General features: G+C 72.2%; 14 protein-coding genes and 3 pseudogenes. 9 read left to right on the top strand and 8 right to left on the bottom strand.

What is annotated here, in order from left to right; genetic code table 11:
* Nucleotide 1 precedes the first annotated feature (1 nt).
* Nucleotides 2-445, bottom strand: coding sequence for a gas vesicle structural protein GvpA (locus HS99_RS01885; protein ID WP_030285897.1), 444 nt, complete (start codon nucleotides 443-445; stop codon nucleotides 2-4).
* A 72-nt stretch (nucleotides 446-517) separates the two neighbouring features.
* Complete coding sequence (locus HS99_RS01880) at nucleotides 518-868, bottom strand: gas vesicle protein GvpO (RefSeq protein WP_046386381.1); 351 nt, start codon at nucleotides 866-868, stop codon at nucleotides 518-520.
* A gap of 441 nt (nucleotides 869-1,309) precedes the next feature.
* Here HS99_RS01880 and HS99_RS44480 point away from each other — a divergent pair, with 441 nt between their 5' ends.
* Nucleotides 1,310-2,143 carry a hypothetical protein gene (locus HS99_RS44480; protein ID WP_030285899.1) on the top strand — a complete coding sequence of 278 codons (834 nt, stop codon included), beginning with the start codon at nucleotides 1,310-1,312 and terminating at the stop codon, nucleotides 2,141-2,143.
* A 3-nt stretch (nucleotides 2,144-2,146) separates the two neighbouring features.
* Nucleotides 2,147-3,181: an SRPBCC family protein gene (locus tag HS99_RS01870; protein WP_030556283.1), complete on the top strand. Its 1,035-nt coding sequence runs from the start codon at nucleotides 2,147-2,149 to the stop codon at nucleotides 3,179-3,181.
* A 479-nt stretch (nucleotides 3,182-3,660) separates the two neighbouring features.
* On the opposite strand, the gene HS99_RS01865 is transcribed toward HS99_RS01870, so the two are convergent.
* The gene (locus HS99_RS01865) at nucleotides 3,661-4,659 is read right to left on the bottom strand and encodes a YihY/virulence factor BrkB family protein (protein ID WP_046386379.1); all 999 of its coding nucleotides are present in this window, start codon (nucleotides 4,657-4,659) and stop codon (nucleotides 3,661-3,663) included.
* Between the two features lie 635 nt (nucleotides 4,660-5,294).
* Between HS99_RS01865 and HS99_RS40490 the strand changes: the two are divergent.
* Nucleotides 5,295-5,604 (top strand): annotated as a pseudogene (locus tag HS99_RS40490) (DDE-type integrase/transposase/recombinase); the annotation flags it as partial.
* A gap of 64 nt (nucleotides 5,605-5,668) precedes the next feature.
* Nucleotides 5,669-6,861: pseudogene (locus HS99_RS01860) on the top strand (RICIN domain-containing protein); the annotation flags it as partial.
* A gap of 226 nt (nucleotides 6,862-7,087) precedes the next feature.
* Here the strand turns inward: HS99_RS01860 and HS99_RS01855 are convergent.
* The 5 genes from HS99_RS01855 to HS99_RS01835 are packed head-to-tail and all read right to left on the bottom strand — an operon-like array spanning nucleotide 7,088 to nucleotide 14,790.
* On the bottom strand, nucleotides 7,088-8,446 hold the full coding sequence (locus tag HS99_RS01855) for a nitrate/nitrite transporter (protein ID WP_030556287.1): 1,359 nt from the start codon (nucleotides 8,444-8,446) through the stop codon (nucleotides 7,088-7,090).
* Nucleotides 8,443-8,811, bottom strand: a complete 369-nt coding sequence (gene nirD / locus HS99_RS01850) for a nitrite reductase small subunit NirD (protein WP_030285904.1) — start codon at nucleotides 8,809-8,811, stop codon at nucleotides 8,443-8,445. The genes HS99_RS01855 and nirD overlap by 4 nt, the downstream gene beginning before the upstream one ends.
* Before the next feature lie 50 nt (nucleotides 8,812-8,861).
* A complete protein-coding gene (nirB, locus tag HS99_RS01845; protein WP_030556289.1) occupies nucleotides 8,862-11,465 on the bottom strand; it encodes a nitrite reductase large subunit NirB in 2,604 nt (867 codons plus the stop codon).
* Nucleotides 11,465-12,673 carry an NAD(P)/FAD-dependent oxidoreductase gene (locus HS99_RS01840; RefSeq protein ID WP_030556291.1) on the bottom strand — a complete coding sequence of 403 codons (1,209 nt, stop codon included), beginning with the start codon at nucleotides 12,671-12,673 and terminating at the stop codon, nucleotides 11,465-11,467. The genes nirB and HS99_RS01840 overlap by 1 nt, the downstream gene beginning before the upstream one ends.
* Complete coding sequence (locus HS99_RS01835; protein WP_046387100.1) at nucleotides 12,670-14,790, bottom strand: molybdopterin oxidoreductase family protein; 2,121 nt, start codon at nucleotides 14,788-14,790, stop codon at nucleotides 12,670-12,672. Before HS99_RS01835 ends, HS99_RS01840 begins: the two co-directional genes overlap by 4 nt.
* Before the next feature lie 193 nt (nucleotides 14,791-14,983).
* Between HS99_RS01835 and HS99_RS01830 the strand changes: the two genes are divergently transcribed.
* From HS99_RS01830 to HS99_RS01815, 5 genes and pseudogenes are all read left to right on the top strand, one after another.
* Nucleotides 14,984-16,108, top strand: a complete 1,125-nt coding sequence (locus HS99_RS01830; RefSeq protein ID WP_030556295.1) for a uroporphyrinogen-III synthase — start codon at nucleotides 14,984-14,986, stop codon at nucleotides 16,106-16,108.
* 11 nt (nucleotides 16,109-16,119) lie between these two features.
* Nucleotides 16,120-16,821: a sirohydrochlorin chelatase gene (locus HS99_RS01825; RefSeq protein ID WP_158876569.1), complete on the top strand. Its 702-nt coding sequence runs from the start codon at nucleotides 16,120-16,122 to the stop codon at nucleotides 16,819-16,821.
* A 291-nt stretch (nucleotides 16,822-17,112) separates the two neighbouring features.
* Nucleotides 17,113-17,436 (top strand): annotated as a pseudogene (locus tag HS99_RS48285) (thiopeptide-type bacteriocin biosynthesis protein); the annotation flags it as partial.
* A 172-nt stretch (nucleotides 17,437-17,608) separates the two neighbouring features.
* The gene (locus tag HS99_RS46110) at nucleotides 17,609-18,037 is read left to right on the top strand and encodes a 6-carboxytetrahydropterin synthase (protein WP_305953092.1); all 429 of its coding nucleotides are present in this window, start codon (nucleotides 17,609-17,611) and stop codon (nucleotides 18,035-18,037) included.
* 42 nt (nucleotides 18,038-18,079) lie between these two features.
* Nucleotides 18,080-20,416: a heavy metal translocating P-type ATPase gene (locus HS99_RS01815; protein WP_094743034.1), complete on the top strand. Its 2,337-nt coding sequence runs from the start codon at nucleotides 18,080-18,082 to the stop codon at nucleotides 20,414-20,416.
* Nucleotides 20,417-20,501: the final 85 nt, after the last annotated feature.

The following is a 20,501-nucleotide window of genomic DNA, read 5'->3' as shown; positions in this document are numbered from 1 at the left end:
CTCATTCCTCCCGGCGTCTGGTGGGCCGACGGGCGGGCCGCGTGCGCCTCGGCGCGGGCTCCTCCTCCTCTTCCTCCTCCTCGTTGGCGTCTCCGAGGTGGAGGGCGTCGGTGACAGCGTCGACGGCGCCGCTCAGCGCGCCCTTGCTCTTGCCCCGGGCACCCCCTTCCGTGACCTCCCCCACGATGTCGGTGAGCTGAGCGGGCGCTTTGCGCCCGGATTCCAGGTCGAGGCGGTTGCACGCCTCGGCGAATCGAAGGTAAGTGTCGACGCTGGCGACGACGATGCGGATGTCGATCTTGAGGATCTCGATGCCGACCAGCGAGACCCGGACGAAGACGTCGATGACCAGGCCCCGGTCGAGGATCAGCTCAAGGACGTCATAGAGACTTCCGGTGTTCCCGCTGCGGGAAACGCCGGCTGCGCTTTGCGGCACCACAGTCATGGCGCCTCCCTTCGCGGCCCGCCCTCACGGTGAACGCGGGCGTTCTTGCAGGTCATCGCGCCGCGGGATTCGTCAGGTCGGGCGATCGACCTGTCCCCGGGTGTAGCGACGGATCCGCTCGTACGACTGCAGTTCGCCTTCTTCGTCGAGCCTTACCCGGTAGCTGGCCAGCACGCTGGTCGTGTCGGGGATGCGTTCCAGCTCCACCACCTCCACGTCGGCCTGCCAGCCGCCCTCGACGGGTTTCAGGGCCGACACCGACTCGGGGACACGTCCGAGGAGGTCTTGCAGTTGCTGAGCGGCGATACGCATGGCGTGTGGCGCGGATACACGCCGACGGGGCCGCGGCGTCCGGCCCGGCGACCGTGTGGGACGCGCGCCGGCCCTCCTCGGTTCCTCGTCGTGCTCGTTGCCAGTGGTCATGCCCTTCTCCGGATCGGGGAAAGCCTGCTCCAAAAGCATTCACATACCACGCATGCCCGATATGCACCAATATAGCCGTCGACTTGTGTCTCACGCCCCGGCCCCGCAGGCCTGCTCCGCGGGGGCGGGTCGGCGTGGGGCGTGGAGTACGGGGCCGTGCACTCGGCGCGACATCGGTTCCAGGTGCGGTAACACCGCGGCATGCCAGACTGGGAACTGGGTTCTTTTCTGCCGGGCTCGGCGCGGTCACGATCCCCGATTCTCCCAGCGCCGCTTCCGACGCGGGCTGCCGTGACCGACGTCGCAGCGACGGATCGTTGCCGCATGTCGGCGTCGCGCCGACCACAAGACCGGCCATCACGCGCGCGGAAAGACAAGGAACGGCCCCTTCGCTGGTGCCGATCACTCGCGAAGGGGCGATCGCCGGAAAGGGATGCCCCTATGAATGACACCACCAAGGTCGCCTTGGCGGCGGCTGTCGTGGGCGGTTACGTACTCGGGCGCGCGAAGAAGGGGCGTCTCGCGTTCGCGGCCGCCACCTACCTCGCCGGGCGCCGGTTTGGTCTGGATCCGCGCCAGCTCGCCACCGAAGGCATACGCAAGCTCGCCGAGGTCCCGCAGGTCGCCGAGCTGAACAAACAGGTCCGCGGCGAACTGCTGGAAACAGGCAAGAAAGCCGTCGCCGCAGCCGCCGACCGGCGCATCGGTGAGCTGGCCGACTCGCTCAGGGAGCGCACGCTCAACATCGGAAAACCGAAGCGGGACGAGGGGCAGGACGAGGAGGAACCGTACGAGGCCGAAGCCGGGGAGGAGGAATGGGACGAGGAGCCGGAGGAGGAGGAAGAGCCCGACCAGGCCGGAGAGGAGGACGAGTACGAGGAGGAGCCCGAGGAGGAGGAAGAGCCCGAGGAGGAGGAAGAGCCCGAGGAAACTCGTCCGGCGAAACCGGCCCGGCGACGCCGCACCGCCGAACCCGCCGGTGACCAGCCGCGCTCCTCCCGCACGGCGCCGAGCACCAGCGCGCCGAAGACCGCCGCCCGCCGGCCCGTCAGGAAGGCTGCACCGGCGGGGAAGAAGACCACGGCCAAGAGTCCGCCAGCGGCAAAGAAGTCGTCGGCCCGCGCCACGACGTCGAAGACCGCCGCATCCAAGCCCGCGCGCGAGAAAGCGCCGACGCCGGCGAAGAAGACCGCGGCGAAGAAGACCGCAGCGAAAAGGACCGCAGCGAGCAAAAGCACCGCCGCCAAGCCGTCGACGCGGACCCGGCGGAGGTGAGCCATGGCCGCCACGGGAGACAGGTCCACAGCCGGGTCGGGAGTCGACCAACTACGTGAAGAAGTCGTCAACTTCCTCGGCGCCCAGCTGGAGCACCTGGTAGAGAAGGCGGGTGAGAAGGTCTCCGACCTCACCGACACCCTTGGTGACGTCGCCCAGAACGGAGGCGTCCTGCCCAAGGTCGGTTCCCGTGTCCTGCAGGGTGACTCCCCGCTCAAGGCCTTCATAGCCGAGAAGGCTAAGAGCATCAAGGACAACGTCGTCGACAAGGCCAAGGAGACGTTCGGGGGAGGCGGCAAGCCCGGCCGCAAGGCCGGCAAGAAGACGATGAACATCGTGGAGGCGCTGGATGTCGGCGTCCCTGTGCGCACCGCCTACGACCACTGGACGCAGTACGAGGATTTCAGCGGCTTCGCGAAGGGTGTGCAGAGCGTTTCACAGGGCGATGAGGTCACCACCGATTGGAAGGTGAAAGTCGGGCCCTCCAAACGCAGCTTCAAGGCAACGGTCCAGGAGCAGATCCCGGACGAGCGCATCGTGTGGACCTCCGAAGGAGCCAAGGGCAGCACTCGGGGGGCCGTCAGCTTCCACGAGCTCACCCCGAACCTGACCCGCATCGTGCTCGTCGTCGAGTACTACCCCAGCGGCTTCTTCGAGAAGACCGGCAACATCTGGCGTGCCCAGGGCCGGCGCCTCCGCCTCGACTTCAAGAACTTCCAGCGGCACGTCTCCCTGTCCAACGACGAAGCCCAAGGCTGGCGCGGTGAGATCCGCGACGGCGAGGTGGTGCGCACGCACGAGGAGGCAATGGAAGACGAAGCCACCGAGGACGACCGGCTCGGAGAAGACGAATACGACGAAGAGGAGGGGCCTGAGGAGGAGTACGACGACGAGGAAGAAGAGCCCGAGGGCGAGTACGACGACGAGGAAGAGGAGCCCGAGGACGAGAACGACGACGAGTACGACGATCGCGACTACGGCGAAGAGGACGAACAACCGGAAGAGGAGGATGAGGAGTACCTGGAGGAAGCCCGCTGACCGGCCCCGGAGCAGCCCACCCGCACCGCGCACCGGCCCGACCCCGACTGCCGAGCTGGCGGCGGAGGCGAGCAGCCACCCGGCTTGCAGCTGGCAGCGAGGTGCCGTTGCTCCTGCCCCTGGCCATCCTCCAGCCGGGAAGCCGAAGGCGACGGCTTGCCAGGCCCACCAGGCGCAGACCGGCCGCCCGATCGCGTCAGGGACATGGCCGCCCAGGCCAGTCGCCGGCCTGGGCGCCGAAACCCAAGCATCGACCACATCCTGCACTGGCCCCAATGGCGCACCGTGAACGGGATATCGGCACGCCAGGCAACGACCGGCACCCCACCGGGGTACCGGTCGCATTCATTACCAGTTCATCCGAACTCGTCATGTGCGAAGGACCGGCCTAGATCAGGCGCCCGGAGTCTCGGACCCCGGTCAGTCAATGCTTTCGTAAGCACTTCGTTGGGGCCTACGACTCGTCCCGACCTTACGGGTCAGGTGTCGTCTTGGTGCGGCCGCCCGTCCTCGGGGGACGTGTTGTCATCGTCGAAGTCGACGTCGACGTGCTGCTCGGGGCGGCGTTCTTCCTGGTTCGCGATGGATTCCAGGACTTTCTCGTCTGCCTCGGTGAGCGGTGGCTGCAGAATGCTTCGCGGCCACAGTCGCCGGTGCAGAACCACGTTGGTCTCGGCTGCGTACACGGTGATCGTCGCGGCCAGAGCGAGCCAGGAGAGCAGGCCGATCACGGTTGCGAAGAACCCGTAGACAGCTGTGGCGTGGCGCAGCTGGTGGGCCACGAGGGCGGCACCGAAGGCCTGCAGGACGGTGAACAAAGGCCCGGCGATCGCACATCCGGGCAGCAGGGCGCGAGTGGAGATGATCTTGGGAGTCAGGATGCGAAAGCAGGCCAGGCACAGGCCCGTGTTGACCACGGCGGACAGGACGAGGGCGCCGATGTGGGCGGCCAGCCCGCCAAGAGTGGTGGCGACAAGGGTAGCGGCGGCCGTGGCGAGTAGCAGGCCCACGGCGAGGGTGCTGAACAGCAGCAGGCTGCGCGCCAGGCGCGGGAAGTAGCCGGGGCGGACCACTCCGGGCACGTTCCAGACCTCGGCCATGGCGTGCTGAAGGACCTGGGCGATGCCGAGCGCGCCGTATACCAGGCCGAGGAGGGCAACGACGAGGGCGAGGCCGCTGCCCTGGACGGAGTGGACGTTCTGGCGGAGCTGGTCGCCGATGATGGGAAAGTCGGCGAGCGCGGAGTTGACGATGGTCTTCTGGGCGCCGGGGTGTCCGTGGAGGATGAAGCTGAGAATGGTGCTGAGCAGGAGCAGCAGCGGGATCAGGGCCATGAACCCGTAGTAGGCGATCAGGGCTGTGAGCAGACTGCCGCGGTCATCTCCGTACTTCTTGATCACGCCGACGACCATTCCCGGGACCGTGTGGTGCTGTTGGGCGCGGTCGAGAGCGCGGAGGGTGCGTTCGACGGGGTTCATGCCTGGGCCTTCTTGTCATCCGGCTCCGCAACCTTTTACGGCGCGTCTACCCCGTGGGGCAGCAGGTTACCGGCCGACCCGGGCTGGGGGACAGTCGGCTGGGTATGGCGGCCGCAGCTGCCAGAGCCCCCAATGTCAGCCCAACCGTTGACCAGATCCGGAGGACGCCGCGCGGCTGGCTCCGGGACCGTGGTGCGGTCCGCGGATGCCCCCTCGCTCGACCCTCCGTGCACCGCGCGACCGAGTGGCCGGCGCGGACCAAGACGCGGGAGGTACGGCAGGCACCGTAGGTGCGGCGGAGTGTCCCACGCGGCACGTAGATGCCCCTGAACGCCTGAGAGGAGACGAACTCGAGGCCTGAGGTGGCGGGCGCGTCGCCGGTCTCCAGCAACTTCGGTCGAGACGCGACCAGGCGTTTGACACTGCTCACGCATCTCCGAACCCACTCACTCCCGCACTGGCAGCGGCACAGGAAGGGAATGGCGGTAGGTGCCGTGCCCGAATCGAACCACCGGCAGCGCCGCGAGGCCGACCAGCGCCCTGACTGGCTGCAGAGCCAGAAGACCACCCAGATATGCCCGGGGGCCGCTCAAGCGCATCAGTAGCCGCGCGCATGCCTCTACACCCACAAAGTGCGCGGCCGCGCGGGCAGCCCATCGCACTCAAGCGCGGGCTACAGCTACCTGCGCAACGCCGTCGACGACCACTCCCGCCTGGCCTACAGCGAGATCCTGCCCGACGAGCGCAAGGAGACCGCCACCGCGTTCTGGGCCCGGGCGAACGAGTTCTTCACCCGGGCCGGGATCACGGTCCAGCGGGTGCTGACCAGACAACGGCGCCTGCTACTGCTCACACATCTGGCGCGATGCCCTCGCCGCCGAGGGCATCGCCCACAAGCGCACCCGCCCCTACCGCCCGCAGACCAACGGCAAGGTCGAACGCTTCAAGTGCGCCACGAGGCGCTCTGTCGTATCCCCGGCATAGCCGGGAGGAAATCGAGCGGAGGTTCCTGGGCAAGAACGGCAACATGCTGCTCAACATCGCTCCGACGGCGGACGGGACGATCCCCCAGGGCCAGAAGGACGTCCTTCTGGGCATCGGCGACCACCTCCACCGATTCGGCGAGTCCCTGTACGCCACCCGGGCCTGGACGGTCTACGGGGAGGGGCCGACCAAGATGGGCGGCGGCTCCTTCACCACCCCCGTGGCGGGCACGAACACGGACTTCCGGTTCACTCGCAGCAAGGACAGCACCGTCCTGTACGCCACGGCCCTGGGCTGGCCCGGGAGTTCCACGACCATCAGCACCCTGGCGAGCGGCCGCATCGACCTCAGCTCCCTGACGTCGGTCCAGTTGCTGAATCCGACCGCGGGCACGTACACCAGCCTGCCCGCGCCTACCCAGGCGAGCGACGGCCTGCACATCACCCTGCCGTCGTCCTCGGCCCCGTTCAATGCCCTCGCCTACGTGCTGAAGTTCACCTTCTCCGGTCAGATCCCCGTCCTCCAGCCCGGGGGCACCGGCGTGGTCACCGCGTACAGCAACGTCTCGTACGCGGGCACGGCGGCCGGCCTGGTGCTGGGCGGCTACACGGCCGCCCAGTTGCAGAGTGCGGGTCTGGCGGCGCGGACCATCTCCTCCGTGCGGGTGCCGGCGGGCTACCAACTGGTCGGCTACTCCGGCGACAACTTCACCGGGACGGCGTGGACCTTCAGTGCGGACACCACAGACCTGCGCAACACCGGCAACAACGACGCCATCACGTCGCTGAAGGTGATCTTCAATCCGGCCACCTACTTCCGGATCAGCAACGTCACCGACGGCCTGGCCCTGGACAGCGGCGGCAACGTCGCCTCGGGCAGCAACCTCAAGCAGTGGACCTGGGACGGCAGCCCCAATCTCCAGTGGCAGGCCGTCGACCTCGGCAACGGCTACTACAAGCTGGTCAACCGCACCAACGGGATGGCAGTCGACGGCTGGGGCTCCACCTCCAACGGGGCACCCGCGCAGCAAGCTCCCTGGAACGGCGGCACCAACCAGCAGTGGCAGATCACAAACCGTGGCAACGGCCTGTGCAGCATCGCCAACCGCACCACGGGCCTGGTCCTGGACGGCGGCGGCCAGGTCGCCGCCGCTCCGTCACCAAGCAGTGGGGCTGGAACGGCAGCCCCAACCTGCAGTGGTCCTTCATCGCACAGTAGGCCGCCGACCGGGCGGTTCACGACGCACTGCCCGAACCCCTGCAATACCGTCAACGACCACAGACGGCCCTGCCAGACCGGTGAGGGCCGTCAGGATGATCCACCGCTGCACTGCCCAACCTCCCGGGGCTAGGACGAGCTGCGGCCGACGCTAATCGCCCGTCCCCGGCCCCGTGCGCCGGGCGACCCAAACGGCTCACGCCGCCCCGCGCACGGGAGACCGGCCTCACGTCGCCTGCCGCACCAGCCCCGCCCGCGCGCCCGGCCGCAGCCAGACGAGCCAGGTGAGCGCCGAGCACGCCAGGTACGCCGCCAGGAAGCCGAGGTAGGCGGCGTCCCCGTTGTGGCTGGCCTGGAAGGACTGCCGGAAGGCGAGGTTGACGATCACCCCGCCGAACGCCCCGATCGCGCCCGCGAGCCCGATCAGCGCGGCGGAGCGGCGCCGGGAGTCGGCCTCCGCCGCGTCCGTCTCGGCGCCCGCGGCGACGGCGGCGCGGGCCCGGCCCTGGTAGTGCGCGGGGATCATCTTGTACGTCGAGCCGTTGCCGATCCCGCTGAGCACGAACAGCGCGATGAACCCGGCCAGGAAGAGCGGCAGCGAGCCGGCCCGGGAGGCGACGAGCACGACGGCCGTCCCGGCGCCCATGGCCGCGAAGGTCGCGAGCGTGACCTTCGCACCGCCCCAGCGGTCGGCGAGCCGTCCGCCGACGGGCCGCAGCAGCGAGCCGAGCAGCGGCCCGAGGAAGGTGAGCGCGGCGGCCTTGACCGGGGTGTCGAAGCGGTCGTGGAACTGCACCTGGAGTACCTGTCCGAAGGCGAAGCCGAAGCCGATGAACGAGCCGAAGGTGCCGATGTACAGGGTGGACACGGCCCAGCCGTACGGGTCACGGGCCACCTCGCGCAGCGCCCGTCCCTCGCCCTTCGACGACACCGCCAGGTTGTCCATCCGCCACCAGGCCCCCGCCGCCGCCAGCACGATCAGCGGCAGGTAGAGCAGCGGCAGCAGCCGCGGGTGGGCCGCGCCCGCCGTGGCGAGGACGAGCAGCCCGAGCAGTTGCACGGCCGGCACGCCGAGGTTGCCGCCGCCCGCGTTGACGCCGAGCGCCCAGCCCTTGAGCCGGTGCGGGTAGAAGGCGTTGATGTTGGCCATGGACGAGGCGAAGTTGCCGCCACCGACGCCGGCCACGCAGGCCACCGCGAGCAGCGTCCCGTACGACACGCCGGGCCTCAGGACGAGGGCGGCGAGCGCGGTCGGCAGGAGCAGCAGGAGGGCGCTGATCACCGTCCAGTTCCGTCCGCCGAACCGGGCGACGGCGAAGGTGTACGGCAGGCGCAGCAGCGCGCCGAGCGCGGTGGGGAGCGCGGTGAGCGTGAACTTGCCGGCCGTGTCGATGTGGTACTGGGGCCCGAGGAACAGCACGAGCACCGACCACAGGCTCCACACCGAGAAGCCGATGTGTTCGGAGAGGACGGAGAAGACGAGGTTGCGCCGGGCGATGCGGGCGCCCGCGCGCTGCCAGAACTCCTCGTCCTCCGGGTCCCAGCCGCGCAGGTCGGCCGGTCTGGCGTCGACAGCTGTCGTCACTTCGCACCTCCGGCGACGGAGCCGGCGAGCCGGACCGGCCAGATCTTCAGGACGGCCGGGCTGCCGTCGGGGGCGGTTTCGTCGTCGAGGCAGCGTCCGTCGGTGAGGTCGAAGACCTGCTTGTACATCGGTGAGGCGAGCGTCGGGCGGTCGCCTCGGCTGCCGAGCAGACCGCGGGAGAGCACCTGGGCGCCGCTGAACGGGTCGAGGTTGTCGACGGCGTACAGCGTCCCGGCGCGATCGACGAAGACCGCTACCTGCCGCGCGTCCTCCAGGAGGACGGCCCTGCCGCGGCCCGGCTGCAGGTCGTCGAGGGTGCAGACGGCGTGCCAGCGGGTGCCGTCGTGGATCTGGACGTCGTGAATCCCGACGTCGCGGACGTCACGGACGTCGTGGACGTCGCGGGTCTGAACGGTCACGGAGTGAGCACCTCCAGTCGGGCTCCGGCGATCAGGACCGGGGCGTTGGGTCCGGTGAGGGCGGTGAGGGACCGCCCGGCCTCGCCCGGGCGGGCGGGGCGGATCTGGCCGCGTTCGGGGACGAAGGTCACGGCCGGGTCGGGGGTTCCGGGGGCGTTGACGAAGGAGGAGAAGCGGCGCATCCGGTCGGGGTCGGCCAGGGTCTCGGCCCATTCGTCCTGGTAGCCGCCGATGTGGCGGGCCATCAGGTCGTCGAGCTCGGCGGCGATGCCGAGCGAGTCGTCGAGGACGACGGCCCGCAGGTGGTCGAGGCCGCCCTCCAGCCGCTCCAGCCAGACCGAGGTGCGTTCGAGGCGGTCGGCGGTGCGGATGTAGAACATCAGGAAGCGGTCGATGGTGCGGATGAGCGTCTCGCGGTCGAGGTCGGCGGCGAGCAGGTCGGCGTGCCGGGGCGTCATGCCGCCGTTGCCGCCGACGTAGAGGTTCCAGCCGGCCGAGGTGGCGATGATGCCGAAGTCCTTGCTCTGCGCCTCCGCGCACTCGCGGGCGCAGCCGGAGACGGCGGACTTGAGCTTGTGCGGGGAGCGCAACCCCCGGTAGCGGAGCTCCAGTTCGATGGCGAGCGTGGTGGAGTCCTGGACGCCGTAGCGGCACCAGGTCTCGCCGACGCAGGACTTCACGGTGCGCAGCGACTTGCCGTAGGCGTGGCCGGACTCGAAGCCGGCGTCGACCAGCTTGCGCCAGATCACCGGGAGTTCGTCGACGGTGGCGCCGAACATGTCGATCCGCTGGCCGCCGGTGAGCTTGGTGTAGAGGCCGTGATCGCGGGCGATCTCGCCAATCGCGATGAGGCCCTCGGGAGTGATCTCGCCGCCGGGCACGCGCGGGACGACCGAGTAGGAGCCGTTGCGCTGAAGGTTGGCGAGGAAGTGGTCGTTGGAGTCCTGGAGGGCGCCCTGTTCGCCGTCGAGGATGTGGCCGTTGCCGAGGCTGGCCAGGATGGAGGCGACGGTGGGCTTGCAGACCTCGCAGCCCTCGCCGCTGCCGTGCCGGTCGAGCAGGTCGGAGAAGCTGTCGATCCCCGTCACCCGGACGATCTCGTACAACTCGGCGCGGGTGTGGGCGAAGTGCTCGCACAGGCCCTTGTCGGTGCTGACACCGGCCGCCTCCAGCTCCTCGGTGACGACGGTGCCGAGCATCTTGACGCAGCTCCCGCAGCCGGTCCCGGCCCGGGTGCACTTCCTGACGGCGGCGACGCTGTCGCAGCCCTGGTCGCGGACGGCGGCGCGGACGGCGCCCTGCGTCACGTTGTGGCAGGAGCAGAGCACCGCGCCGTCGGGCAGCGCGACCGGCCCGGCGTTCGCGAACCCGGCGGGCAGCACGAGCTGTTCGGCCGGGACGGTGAGCGGCTTGCCGGCCACTGCGAGCGGACGCAGCGTGCCGTAGGCGTCGGTGTCGCCGACCAGGACGCCGCCGAGCAGGGCGCCGTCCGGGCCGATGACGAGCTTGCGGTAGACGCCGCCCCGGCTGTCGCTGTAGAGCACGTCGAGCGCGCCCTCGGCGGTGCCGTGCGGGTCGCCGAAGCTGGCGACGTCGACGCCGAGGAGCTTGAGCCTGGTGGAGGTGTCGGCGCCGGTGAAGCCCTCTCCGGGCAGCTCGGCCAAGGTCCGTGCCGCCGTCTCGGCCATCTGGTAGCCGGGGGCGACGAGGCCGTAGACACGGCCGTCGGCGGCCTGGGCGCACTCGCCGATCGCGAGGACCGCCGGGTCGGCGGTGCGGCAGTGCTCGTCGACGACGACGCCGCCGTGCGCGCCGACCGGCAGGTCGCAGTCCCGGGCGAGCTGGTCGCGGGCGCGTACGCCGGCCGAGAACACCACGAGGTCGGCGGCGAGTTCGCGGCCGTCGGAGAGCGCGAGCCCGGTGACCTGGCCGTCCTCGCCGGTGACGACGCCGCTCGCGCCGGCGCTGGTGTGCACCGTCACGCCGAGGTCCTCGATCTTGCGGCGGAGCACGGCGCCGCCGCCGTCGTCGACCTGGACGGCCATCAGGCGGGGCGCGAACTCGACGACGTGGGTGGTGAGTCCGCCGGCCCGCAGCGCGCCGGCGGCCTCCAGGCCGAGCAGGCCGCCGCCGACGACGACGCCGGTGCGGGCCTCCTCCGCTCCCGCGCGGATCGCGTCGACGTCCTCGATGGTGCGGTAGACGTGGCAGCCGGGCGCGTCCTTACCGGGCACCGGCGGGACGAACGGGACCGAGCCGGTGGCCAGCACGAGGGCGTCGTAGCGGAGTTCGGCACCGGACCGAGTGGTGACGGTCCGCCCGGCCCGGTCGATCGCGGTAACAGGGTCGCCGAGGCGCAGGTCGATGCCGTGCTCGGCGAGGAAGCCGGGCGGGCACAGCGAGAGGTCCTCGGCGGTGCGGCCGTCGAACAGGGCGCTCAGGTGGACCCGGTCGTACGCGGGCCAGGGCTCCTCGGCGAGCACGGTGATCCGCCAGCCGCGGGCTGCGGGCTGCGCGGTGAAGGCCGCCAGGAAGCGCTGGCCGACCATGCCGTGGCCGACCAGGACGAGGTCGCGGAGAGCGCGGTGGTCAGGTGTCATCAGGATTCTCCTCGGGTGAGCAGGTGCAGGGGGTGGCCGCCGAGCGGTTCTTTGCTCTCGAAGGCGCCGGCCAGCGCGTCCACGGTGGCCAGGTCGCCGAGCAGGATCGCGCCGACCAGGCGGGTCCCGCGCAGGACGAGCTTCTTGTAGCTGCCGCGGGTGGCGTCGGCGATCCGCAGGACGTCGAGTCCGGGGTCGAGGGTCTCGTCCACGGCGCCGAAGGCCGCGTACTCCAGGTCGCCGGTGCTGAGCCGGGCGCGCTGGAGGCTGCCGGTGTAGCGGGCGTCCGGGTCGGCGCCGGACAGCCGCCGGGCGAGCGCGTCGGCCTGCTCCCAGGCGGGGCCGGCCAGGCCGTGGACGGTGCCGCGGTGCTCGGCGCAGTCGCCGATCGCGGACACGTGCGGGCCGGCGGTGGCGAGCCGGTCGTCGACCAGGATCCCGGTACCGACCGGCAGCCCGGCGCCGTACGCGAGGGCGGTGCGGGGGCGGGTGCCGCAGGCGAGCACGACCAGGTCGCAGTCGAGCCGATAGCCGTTGGCCAGCTCCACCGCGTCGGCCCTGTCCCCGCCGTGGACGGCGCGGGCGCGGTTGCGGGCGTACGTCTCGACGCCGAGCGCGAGCAGCCGCTCCCGCAGCACCTCGGCCGCCTCGCCGTCGAGTTGACGCTCAATCAGATGCGTGCCCTGGTGGACGATTTCGGTGCGGACGCCGAGCGCGGCGAGCGCCCGGGCGGCACTCACGCCGAGCACCCCGCCGCCGATCACCACCGCCCGCTTCGCGGTGACGGCCTCCTCGGCGAGCCGCCCGCAGTCCTCCAGCGTGCGCAGGGTGTGCACGCCCTCGGCGAGACCCGGCCCGTCCGGGCGGCGCAGCCCGCGCACCGGCGGCAGCACCGGGTTGGAGCCGGTCGCGAGGACGAGCTCGTCCCACGGCTCGACGGTGCCGTCGGCCAGGGCCAGCGTGCGGGCGGCCGGGTCTAGGGCCATCACCTCGCAGCCTGGCCTCGCCTCGGCGCCGCCGAGCGGCAGCGCGATCGACTCGGCGTCGTAGCGCCCGGTCAGGACGTCCGCGAGCAGCACGCGGTTGTAGGGCGCGCGCGGCTCGGCGCCGTAGACGGTGACTGTGCCGGGCCCGCCGAGCGCGCCGTAGCGCTCGGCGAAGCGGGCGCCGGCCATGCCGCCGCCGACGACGGCGATCCTCGGGGTCACGGGGCCACCTCCTGTTCGGCGCGCTCCACCCGGACCGCGCACACCTTGAACTCCGGCATCCGCGACACCGGGTCGAGCGCCGGATTGGTCAGGCTGTTGGCCCGGCCCGCGCCCGGCCAGTGGAAGGGCATGAACACGGTGTCCGCCCGGATCGCGCCGGTGATCCGCGCCGGGGCCACCGCCCGTCCGCGCCTGCTGGTCACCGCCACCGGCTCGCCGTCGGCCACCCCGAGCCGTTCGGCGAGCCGCGGGTGCAGCTCGACGAACGGGCCGGGCGCGGCCTCGGTGAGCTCGGCCACCCGGCGGGTCTGCGCGCCGCTCTGGTACTGGGCGAGCACCCGCCCGGTGGTCAGGTACAGCGGGTACGCCTCGTCCGGCTCCTCGCCGGCCGGGCGGTGGGTGACGGCCGCGAAGCGGGCCCGCCCGTCCGGCGTCGCGTACCGGTCCAGGAAGAGCCGCCTGGTGCCCGGGTGGTCCTCGGCCGGGCAGGGCCAGAACACGCCGTCCTCCGCCGCGATCCGCCGGTAGCTGATGCCCGCGTAGTCGGCGTCGCCGCCGGCCGAGGCGCGGCGCAGCTCGTCGAAGGCCTCCTCGGCGTCGACCGGGAAGCCCGTGGCGACACCAAGCCGGGCGGCCAGTTCGCGCAGCACCCACAGCTCGCTGCGGACGCCCTCCGGCGGGTCGAAGGCGCGGCGGCGCAGGATGACCCGGCCCTCCAGGTTGGTGGTGGTGCCGTCCTCCTCCGCCCACTGCGTCACGGGCAGGACGACGTCCGCGAGGCGGGCCGTCTCGGACAGCACCAGGTCGGCGACGACCAGAAGGTCCAGTGCGCGCAGGCGCTCGGTGACGTGGCCCGCGTTCGGCGCGGACACCGCCGGGTTGGAGCCGGCGAGCAGCAGCGCCCGGACGCCGTCCGGCCGGCCGAGGTCGTCCAGCAGTTCGTACGCCGACTTGCCCGGCCCCGGGATGCTCTCGGCCTGCACTCCCCACACCCCGGCGACGTGCGCCCGGGCGGCCGGGTCCTCGATCGAGCGGTAGCCGGGCAGCTGGTCGGCCTTCTGGCCGTGTTCGCGTCCGCCCTGCCCGTTGCCCTGGCCGGTCAGGCAGCCGTAACCGGCGTACGGGCGGCCGGAGTTGCCCGTCGCCAGGCACAGGTCGATCCACGCGCCGACGGTGTCGGTGCCCTTGCTCTGCTGCTCCGGGCCGCGTGCGGTGAGCACCATGCCGGTCGCGGCGGTGCCGAACAGCCGGGCGGCCTCGCGCAGTTGGTGGGCGGGCACGCCGGTGATCCGCTCGACGCGGTCCGGCCAGTGCGCCATCGCCGCCTCGCGGGCGGCCTCGAAGCCGGTCGTCCGCTCGGCGACGAAGTCCTTGTCCACCAAGCCGTCGGCGATCACCAGGTGCAGCAGGCCGAGCGCGAGCGCCAGGTCGCCGCCGGGGCGGGGCTGCAGGTGCAGGTCGGCCAGCTCGGCGGTGCGGGTGCGGCGCGGGTCGACGACGATCAACCTGCCGCCGTTCTCCCGCAGTTCGCGGAAGTAGCGCACGGCCGGCGGCATCGTCTCGGCCGGGTTGCCGCCCACCAGGATCAGGCAGCCGGTGCGCGGGATGTCGTCGAGCGGGAACGGTAGGCCGCGGTCCAGGCCGAAGGCCTTGCGGTGCGCGGCCGCCGCCGAGGACATGCAGAACCGGCCGTTGTAGTCGATGTTCGCAGTGCGCAGCACCACCCGGGCGAACTTGCCCAGCAGGTACGCCTTCTCGTTGGTCAGCCCGCCGCCGCCGAACACGCCGACGGCGTCCGGACCGTGCTGCTCCCGTGTCTGGGCGAGTCCGTCGGCCACACGGTCCAGCGCCTCCGGCCAGCCCGCCGCCCGCAGCGGCCCGCCGGGGCGGTCGCGCAGGAGCGGGCCGGTGAGGCGGACGTCGCGGGCGAGCAGGGCCGGCGCCGAGCGGCCCTTGCCGCACAGCGCGCCCCGGTTCACCGGGAAGTCCGGCCGCTCCAGCACCTCGGCTTTGGTGCCCTCACCGACGCCCAGCCGCATGCCGCACTGCAGCGAGCAGTACGGGCAGTGGGTGTCGGTGGGCGGGGCGGGGGCCGCCGTCGGGCTGGTCAGCGTCATGCCGAGGAATGTCGTCGTCCGCTGTTTCGCGATCGCGTCACCCGTGTTGCGGGCGAGGTACGCCTCCCTCACGGCCGCCCGGCCCCTGAGTGCGCTCCAGGAACACCGGCCGTAACCGGAGCGGCCCGCTCGCTTACCCGGGGGTGACGGCCGGGCAACGCCCCCGTAACGTGCGCACTCCACGCTGACCGGCATGGCAACCCCCACCACCTCGCCCGGACCCCTCACCGGCTTCACCGTCGGGGTCACCGCCGCGCGCCGCCGCGAGGAACTCGTCGCCCTCCTCACCCGGCGCGGTGCCCAGGTGGTCGAGGCGCCCGTGCTGCGCATCATGCCGCTCGCCGACGACCTCGCCCTGCGCCAGGCCACCGAGCGGTGCCTGACCGCCCCGCTCGACTACGTCGTCGCCACCACCGGCGTCGGCTGGCGCGGCTGGATGAGCGCCGCCGAGGGATGGGGCGGCGGTACCGCCCTCGCCGAGGCCTGCCGGGGCGCGGTCGTCCTCAGCCGCGGGCCCAAGGCCACCGGGGCCGTACGGGCCAGCGGCCTCGGCGAGGGCTTCTCCCCCGGCTCGGAGGCCACCGACGAGCTCCTCACCTGGCTGCTCGCCCGCCCCCTCGACGGCTGCCGGATCGCCATCCAGGAGCACGGCGTGCGGCTCGACGCCTTCGCGGCGGCGCTGCGCGAGCGCGGCGCCGAGGTGATCTCCGTCCCCGTCTACCAGTGGGCCCCGCCGGACGACATGGCCCCGGTGCGACGGCTCGTCGACCAGACCGTGCGGCGCCAGGTGCACGCGCTCACCTTCACCAGCGCACCCGCCGTCGCCGCCTTCCTCGCCACGGCGGAGGCCGAGGGCCTGCGCGAACCCGTCCTCGACGCCCTGCGCGGGGACGTCCTGCCCGTGTGCGTCGGCGCCCTGTGCGCCCGCCCGCTCGCGGACCTCGGCCTGCCGACGGTCCACCCGGAACGCGGCCGGCTCGGCTCGCTCGTCCGCCTGCTCGCGGAGACCCTGCCCACCCTCGGCAGACGCGAGATCCCGCTGTCCGACGCGGTGCTGACCCTTCAGGGCAACGCGGCCCTGGTCGACGGCGAGAGCCACCTCCTCAGCCCCCGCGGCGCCGCCGTCCTCCGCGCCCTCGCCGAACGCCCGGGCCGCGTGCTGAGCCGCGCCGAACTCCTGCGCGTGGCCTGGCCGGACGCGAGCGCCGACGAACACGCGGTGGAGGCGGCCGTCGGGCGGCTGCGGGCGGCGCTCGGACCACACGCGGGGATCATCCGGACAGTGCCCAAGCGGGGCTACCGGTTGGCGGCCGACTGATGCTGCTGGCCGTGGCACACGGGAGCCGGGACGCTTCGTCCTCCGTCACAATTCACACCCTGCTGCGTCGTGTTCGCTCGCTCCGCCCCGAACTACTCGTCCAATACGCCTTCCTGGATCTGAACCGTCCATCTCTCCGTGACGCCCTATACCAACTGCGCAGCGAGCGGCCGATCCTGGTCCCGCTGCTCCTGAGCACCGGCTACCACGTGCGCGTCGACATTCCGGCCGCAGTGGCCGCCGCCGGCCTCCCCACGTCCCAGGTCGCCCGCGCACTCGGCCCGCACCCGCTGCTCGCCGAAGCCCTCGCAGCGAGGCTGGCCGAGACCGGCGCCACCCCCGAAGCCCCGGTGGTCCTGGCCGGCGCGGGCTCCTCCGACCCGACCGCCATCGCCGACACGACCCGGATGGCGCACCTCCTGGCACGCCGCCTGGGCCGCCCGGTCACCCCCGCCCACCTCTCCGCCGTGGGTCCCACCCCGCACGAGGCAGTAGCCGCCCTACGCGCGGCCGGCCACCACGACGTCGCCGTAGCCACCTACCTCCTGGCCCCCGGCTTCTTCGCCCGCCGAGCCGCCACGACGGAAGCCAGGTGGACAAGCCCCCCACTGGCAGCCCACGACGCCATAGCCCGCCTGATCCTCCACCGCTACGACGAGGCCCGCACCGCGACGGCACTGCCCCTGGCGCCTGAGAAAGTGTTGGGTAAGTGATCAACTCCGGGGTGTGATGCATTTGCGGTGATCTTCGCCGTCGGGTTTCCGCGAAGATCACCGCCATGTGTGCCTGTTCGTGCAAGCCTTCGTATGACTCGTCGTTGACGGAGGCTCAGTGGGCGGTGATCGAGCCGTTGCTGCCGGAGCGGGATCCGCGCCGGGGCGGCCGTTCGCTGAAGTTCCCGCGTCGGCTGGTCGTGGACACCGTGCTGTACGTGCTGGTCATCCGCCACCACCCTGCTGCCACCCGGGAAGGGGCTGCGACTGCGCTACCGGGCCGCCGCCCCCGTGCCTGTCCTCACCTCCCTGCTGGACACCCTCGCCGAGGAGGGTCTCCTCGCGGGCTGGGCCACCGTGATCTACGAACCCGAGTCCAAGGCGTTCGGAGGCCCGCAGGCCATGGAGATCGCCCACCGCCTCTTCCATGCCGACAGCCGCCACCTGCTGGCCCGCGCCGCCGAGCCGAACCCGCCCGCCCTCGGCCGCACCGCGACCGTCGTCGTCCTCATCTCCGCCATGCTCCGCGCGGCCGGACTCGACTGGTACGAACAGGGCGACGTCTGGGCCCAGTTCGCGATGCTCCGCGACGCCCCGAAGCCCGTGGCACCCGACCGTGCTGCCACCCTGACCGCCGCGATGCGCCACCTGCTGCGCCTCGACACCTGGGCCCTCACCCGCGACACCACCCCGCTCGCGCGCTTGACCTGCTGCAGCCACGGGGTGGGCACCCAGCGCTTCCCGCTGGTCGCGAGGATCCGGCCCGCGTGCCTGCCCCTGAACGCCCGTGTCGGCCGGCTCTGCGAGCTGGCCGACACGGGAGTCCGATCGACAGCTGGCGCGAGGCCGAACCGCCGACGACCTGGTGCCGCCCGGTTTCGTCACGGACTTCGGCGATCTCGCCCCGGTGAAGAAGCTGATCGACAGCACGCTCGACCACCGGGTGCTGAACGACGTCCTACCGGTCGTGCCGACGTCGGAGAATCGGGGGCCGCCTGGCTGGCCGGCTGGTTCGTGCATGACCACAGATCCGCCCCCTGCTCCTCCTGTGCCCACCAGCGGGGCTGTGATGCTCGCAGCCGCTGCCAGCGGGCGTTCTGCTTGTGGACGTCATGCTGCCGGGGGCAACTCGCGGATCGGTATGCCCGGCCAGCACGCGCCCGGACGGCCCGTTGAGCTGGGCCTGAAGGCCCCTGGCCGGAGCGCCGGGCGGTGAGGTCTCCTGGGGGGAGGACACGCGGAACAAGCGGAGCGCACGGTGGACCAGCGGCAGGCAGGACGGCAAGGAGAGCGAGCGACACCGGCCCCTGCCCGGCAGTGGCTGGCGCCGGTGCTGCTCGGCTTTACCGCCGCCGCCCTGGTCGCGGGCGGTGCCGCGTGGCTGGCCGGCGCACGGATCCTGGCGGACGCGTGCTGGGCCGTTGGCACGGTCGCGGCGATCGTGCCGTCCGTAACCTGGGTGGTCGCTGCGCTGCGACGCGGCAAGGCCGGAGTCGACCTGATCGCGGTCCTCGCCCTGGCGGGCACGCTGGCCACAGGCGAGTATCTGGCCGGTGCGTTGATCGCGCTCATGCTCGCCACCGGCCGCTGGCTGGACGCCGCGGCCGAACGCCGCGCCTCCCACGACTTGCGCCACCTGCTGGAACACGCTCCACGCACGGCCCGCCGCCGCATCGGAGACCAGGTGAACATCATCGACCTGGCCGAGGTTCGGGTGGGTGACCTGCTGGTGGTCGGGCCGGGCGAGGTCGCCCCTGTCGACGGGCGCATCGAGGGCCGTGCCGCGGTCCTGGACGAGTCCGTTCTGACCGGCGAGTCGGCGCAGGTCGAACGTGCCGCGGGCGAGCGGGTGCGCAGTGGCGGGGTCAATGCGGGCGCCGCCTTCGAGTTGCGGGCCGAGGCGAGCGCGCGGGACAGCACCTACGCGGAGATCGTACGCCTGGCCGAGCAGGCCGGTGCCGAGGCCGCCCCGGTGGTTCGGCTGGCCGACCGGTACGCCGCGTGGTTCCTGCCCTTGTCGCTGGTGGTGGCCGGCTTGGCGTGGCTGGTCAGCGGCTCGGCGGTGCGGGCTGTGGCGGTGCTGGTGGTCGCCACCCCGTGCCCGCTGTTGCTGGCCGTGCCGGTCGCGATCGTCTCCGGTCTGTCGCGCGCCGCCCGGCAGGGCGTGGTGGTCCGCGACGGTGCCGCCCTGGAGACTCTTGGCCGGGCCCGCACCCTGGTCCTGGACAAGACCGGCACCCTCACCGCCGGCCGCCCTCGCCTCATCGACATCGCCGCCGCCCCCGGCCACAGCGTGACCGAGGTCCTCACCCTGGCCGCCTCCGTCGATCAGTTCTCTCCGCACGTCCTCGCCCAGGCCATCACCGACGAGGCCCGCGCCCGCGGCCTGACCCTCCGACCGGTCCGCGACGTCGCGGAGGTGCCCGGCCGCGGCGCCACGGGACGCCTCGACGGCACCGTTCTGAGCGTCGGCCGACGCGGGCACGACGTCACACCGCTGCCCGGCTGGGCGCGTGCGGCCGACAACCGGGCCACCCTGGACGGCGCCGCCGTCGCCTGGCTCACCGTCGACGCCGAGCTCACCGGAGCGATCCTGCTGCGCGACCCGCTGCGCCACGACGCCCCACGTACCCTGCGCCGGCTGCGCGAGGCCGGCATCACCCGCCTGCTGATGCTCACTGGCGACCGCGCCGAGCCGGCCCGGGAGATCGCCGCCGTCCTCGGTCTCGACGACGTCCACGCCCAGCAGACCCCGGCCGACAAGGTCGCGGCGGTGCGCGTCGAACGTGGGCGCGCGGTTACCGTCATGGTCGGCGACGGCGTCAACGACGCCCCCGCCCTGGCCGCCGCCGACGTGGGCGTGGCCATGGGCGCCCGCGGCTCCAGTGCCTCCTCCGAGGCCGCCGACATCGTGCTCACCACCGACCGCGTCGACCGCCTCGCTGACGCCGCCGTCATCGCGGTGCGCGCCCGGCGTATCGCCGTGCAGAGCGCGCTCGGTGGCATGCTGCTCTCTCTCGCAGCGATGGCCGCCGCCGCCTTCGGGCTGCTGCCGCCCGCCGCCGGCGCCCTGCTTCAGGAGGCCATCGACGTCGCCGTCATCATCAACGCCCTGCGCGCTCTCCGCTTGGACCGGACCGCCCTGCCCACCATCGAACCGGCCACCGAACAGCTCATCCGGCACTTCGCCGCCGAACACGACGATCTGCGCGAGGTCATCGAAGCCGTCCGCGAAGCCGCCGACCACCTGACCGACGCCGCCGACCCGCGCGCCCTGGACACCGTCCGCCACGTCGACCGGCTTCTCACCGACCGGCTCCTGCCCCACGAACTAGCCGAGGAGCACCAGCTCTACCCGGCCCTCGCTCCCGCCCTCGGCGGGCCGGAGGCCACCGCCACCATGAGCCGCGCCCACACCGAGATCCACCGCCTCGCCCGCCGGATCGCCGCCCACCTGCAACTCGCCGACGCCAACCACGGCCGCCTGCGCGACGAACAGCTCGACGACCTGAGGGCCTGCCTCTACGGCCTCCACAGCGTGCTGCGCCTGCACTTCGCCCAGGAGGAGGAGAACTACTTCTCCCTCGCACGCTGACCGAACGGAGAAGTCGGGGGCGGTCGACTCGACCACCCCCGACTTCTCCGAACCGTCCGGGTGGGCTCCGGTGGGGAGCCGTCCG

Source organism: Kitasatospora aureofaciens (genome assembly GCF_001188955.3).
GTDB lineage: Bacteria > Actinomycetota > Actinomycetes > Streptomycetales > Streptomycetaceae > Kitasatospora > Kitasatospora aureofaciens.
Note: the sequence above shows the minus strand (reverse complement) of the source record. Positions and strands in the feature narration are given on the sequence as shown.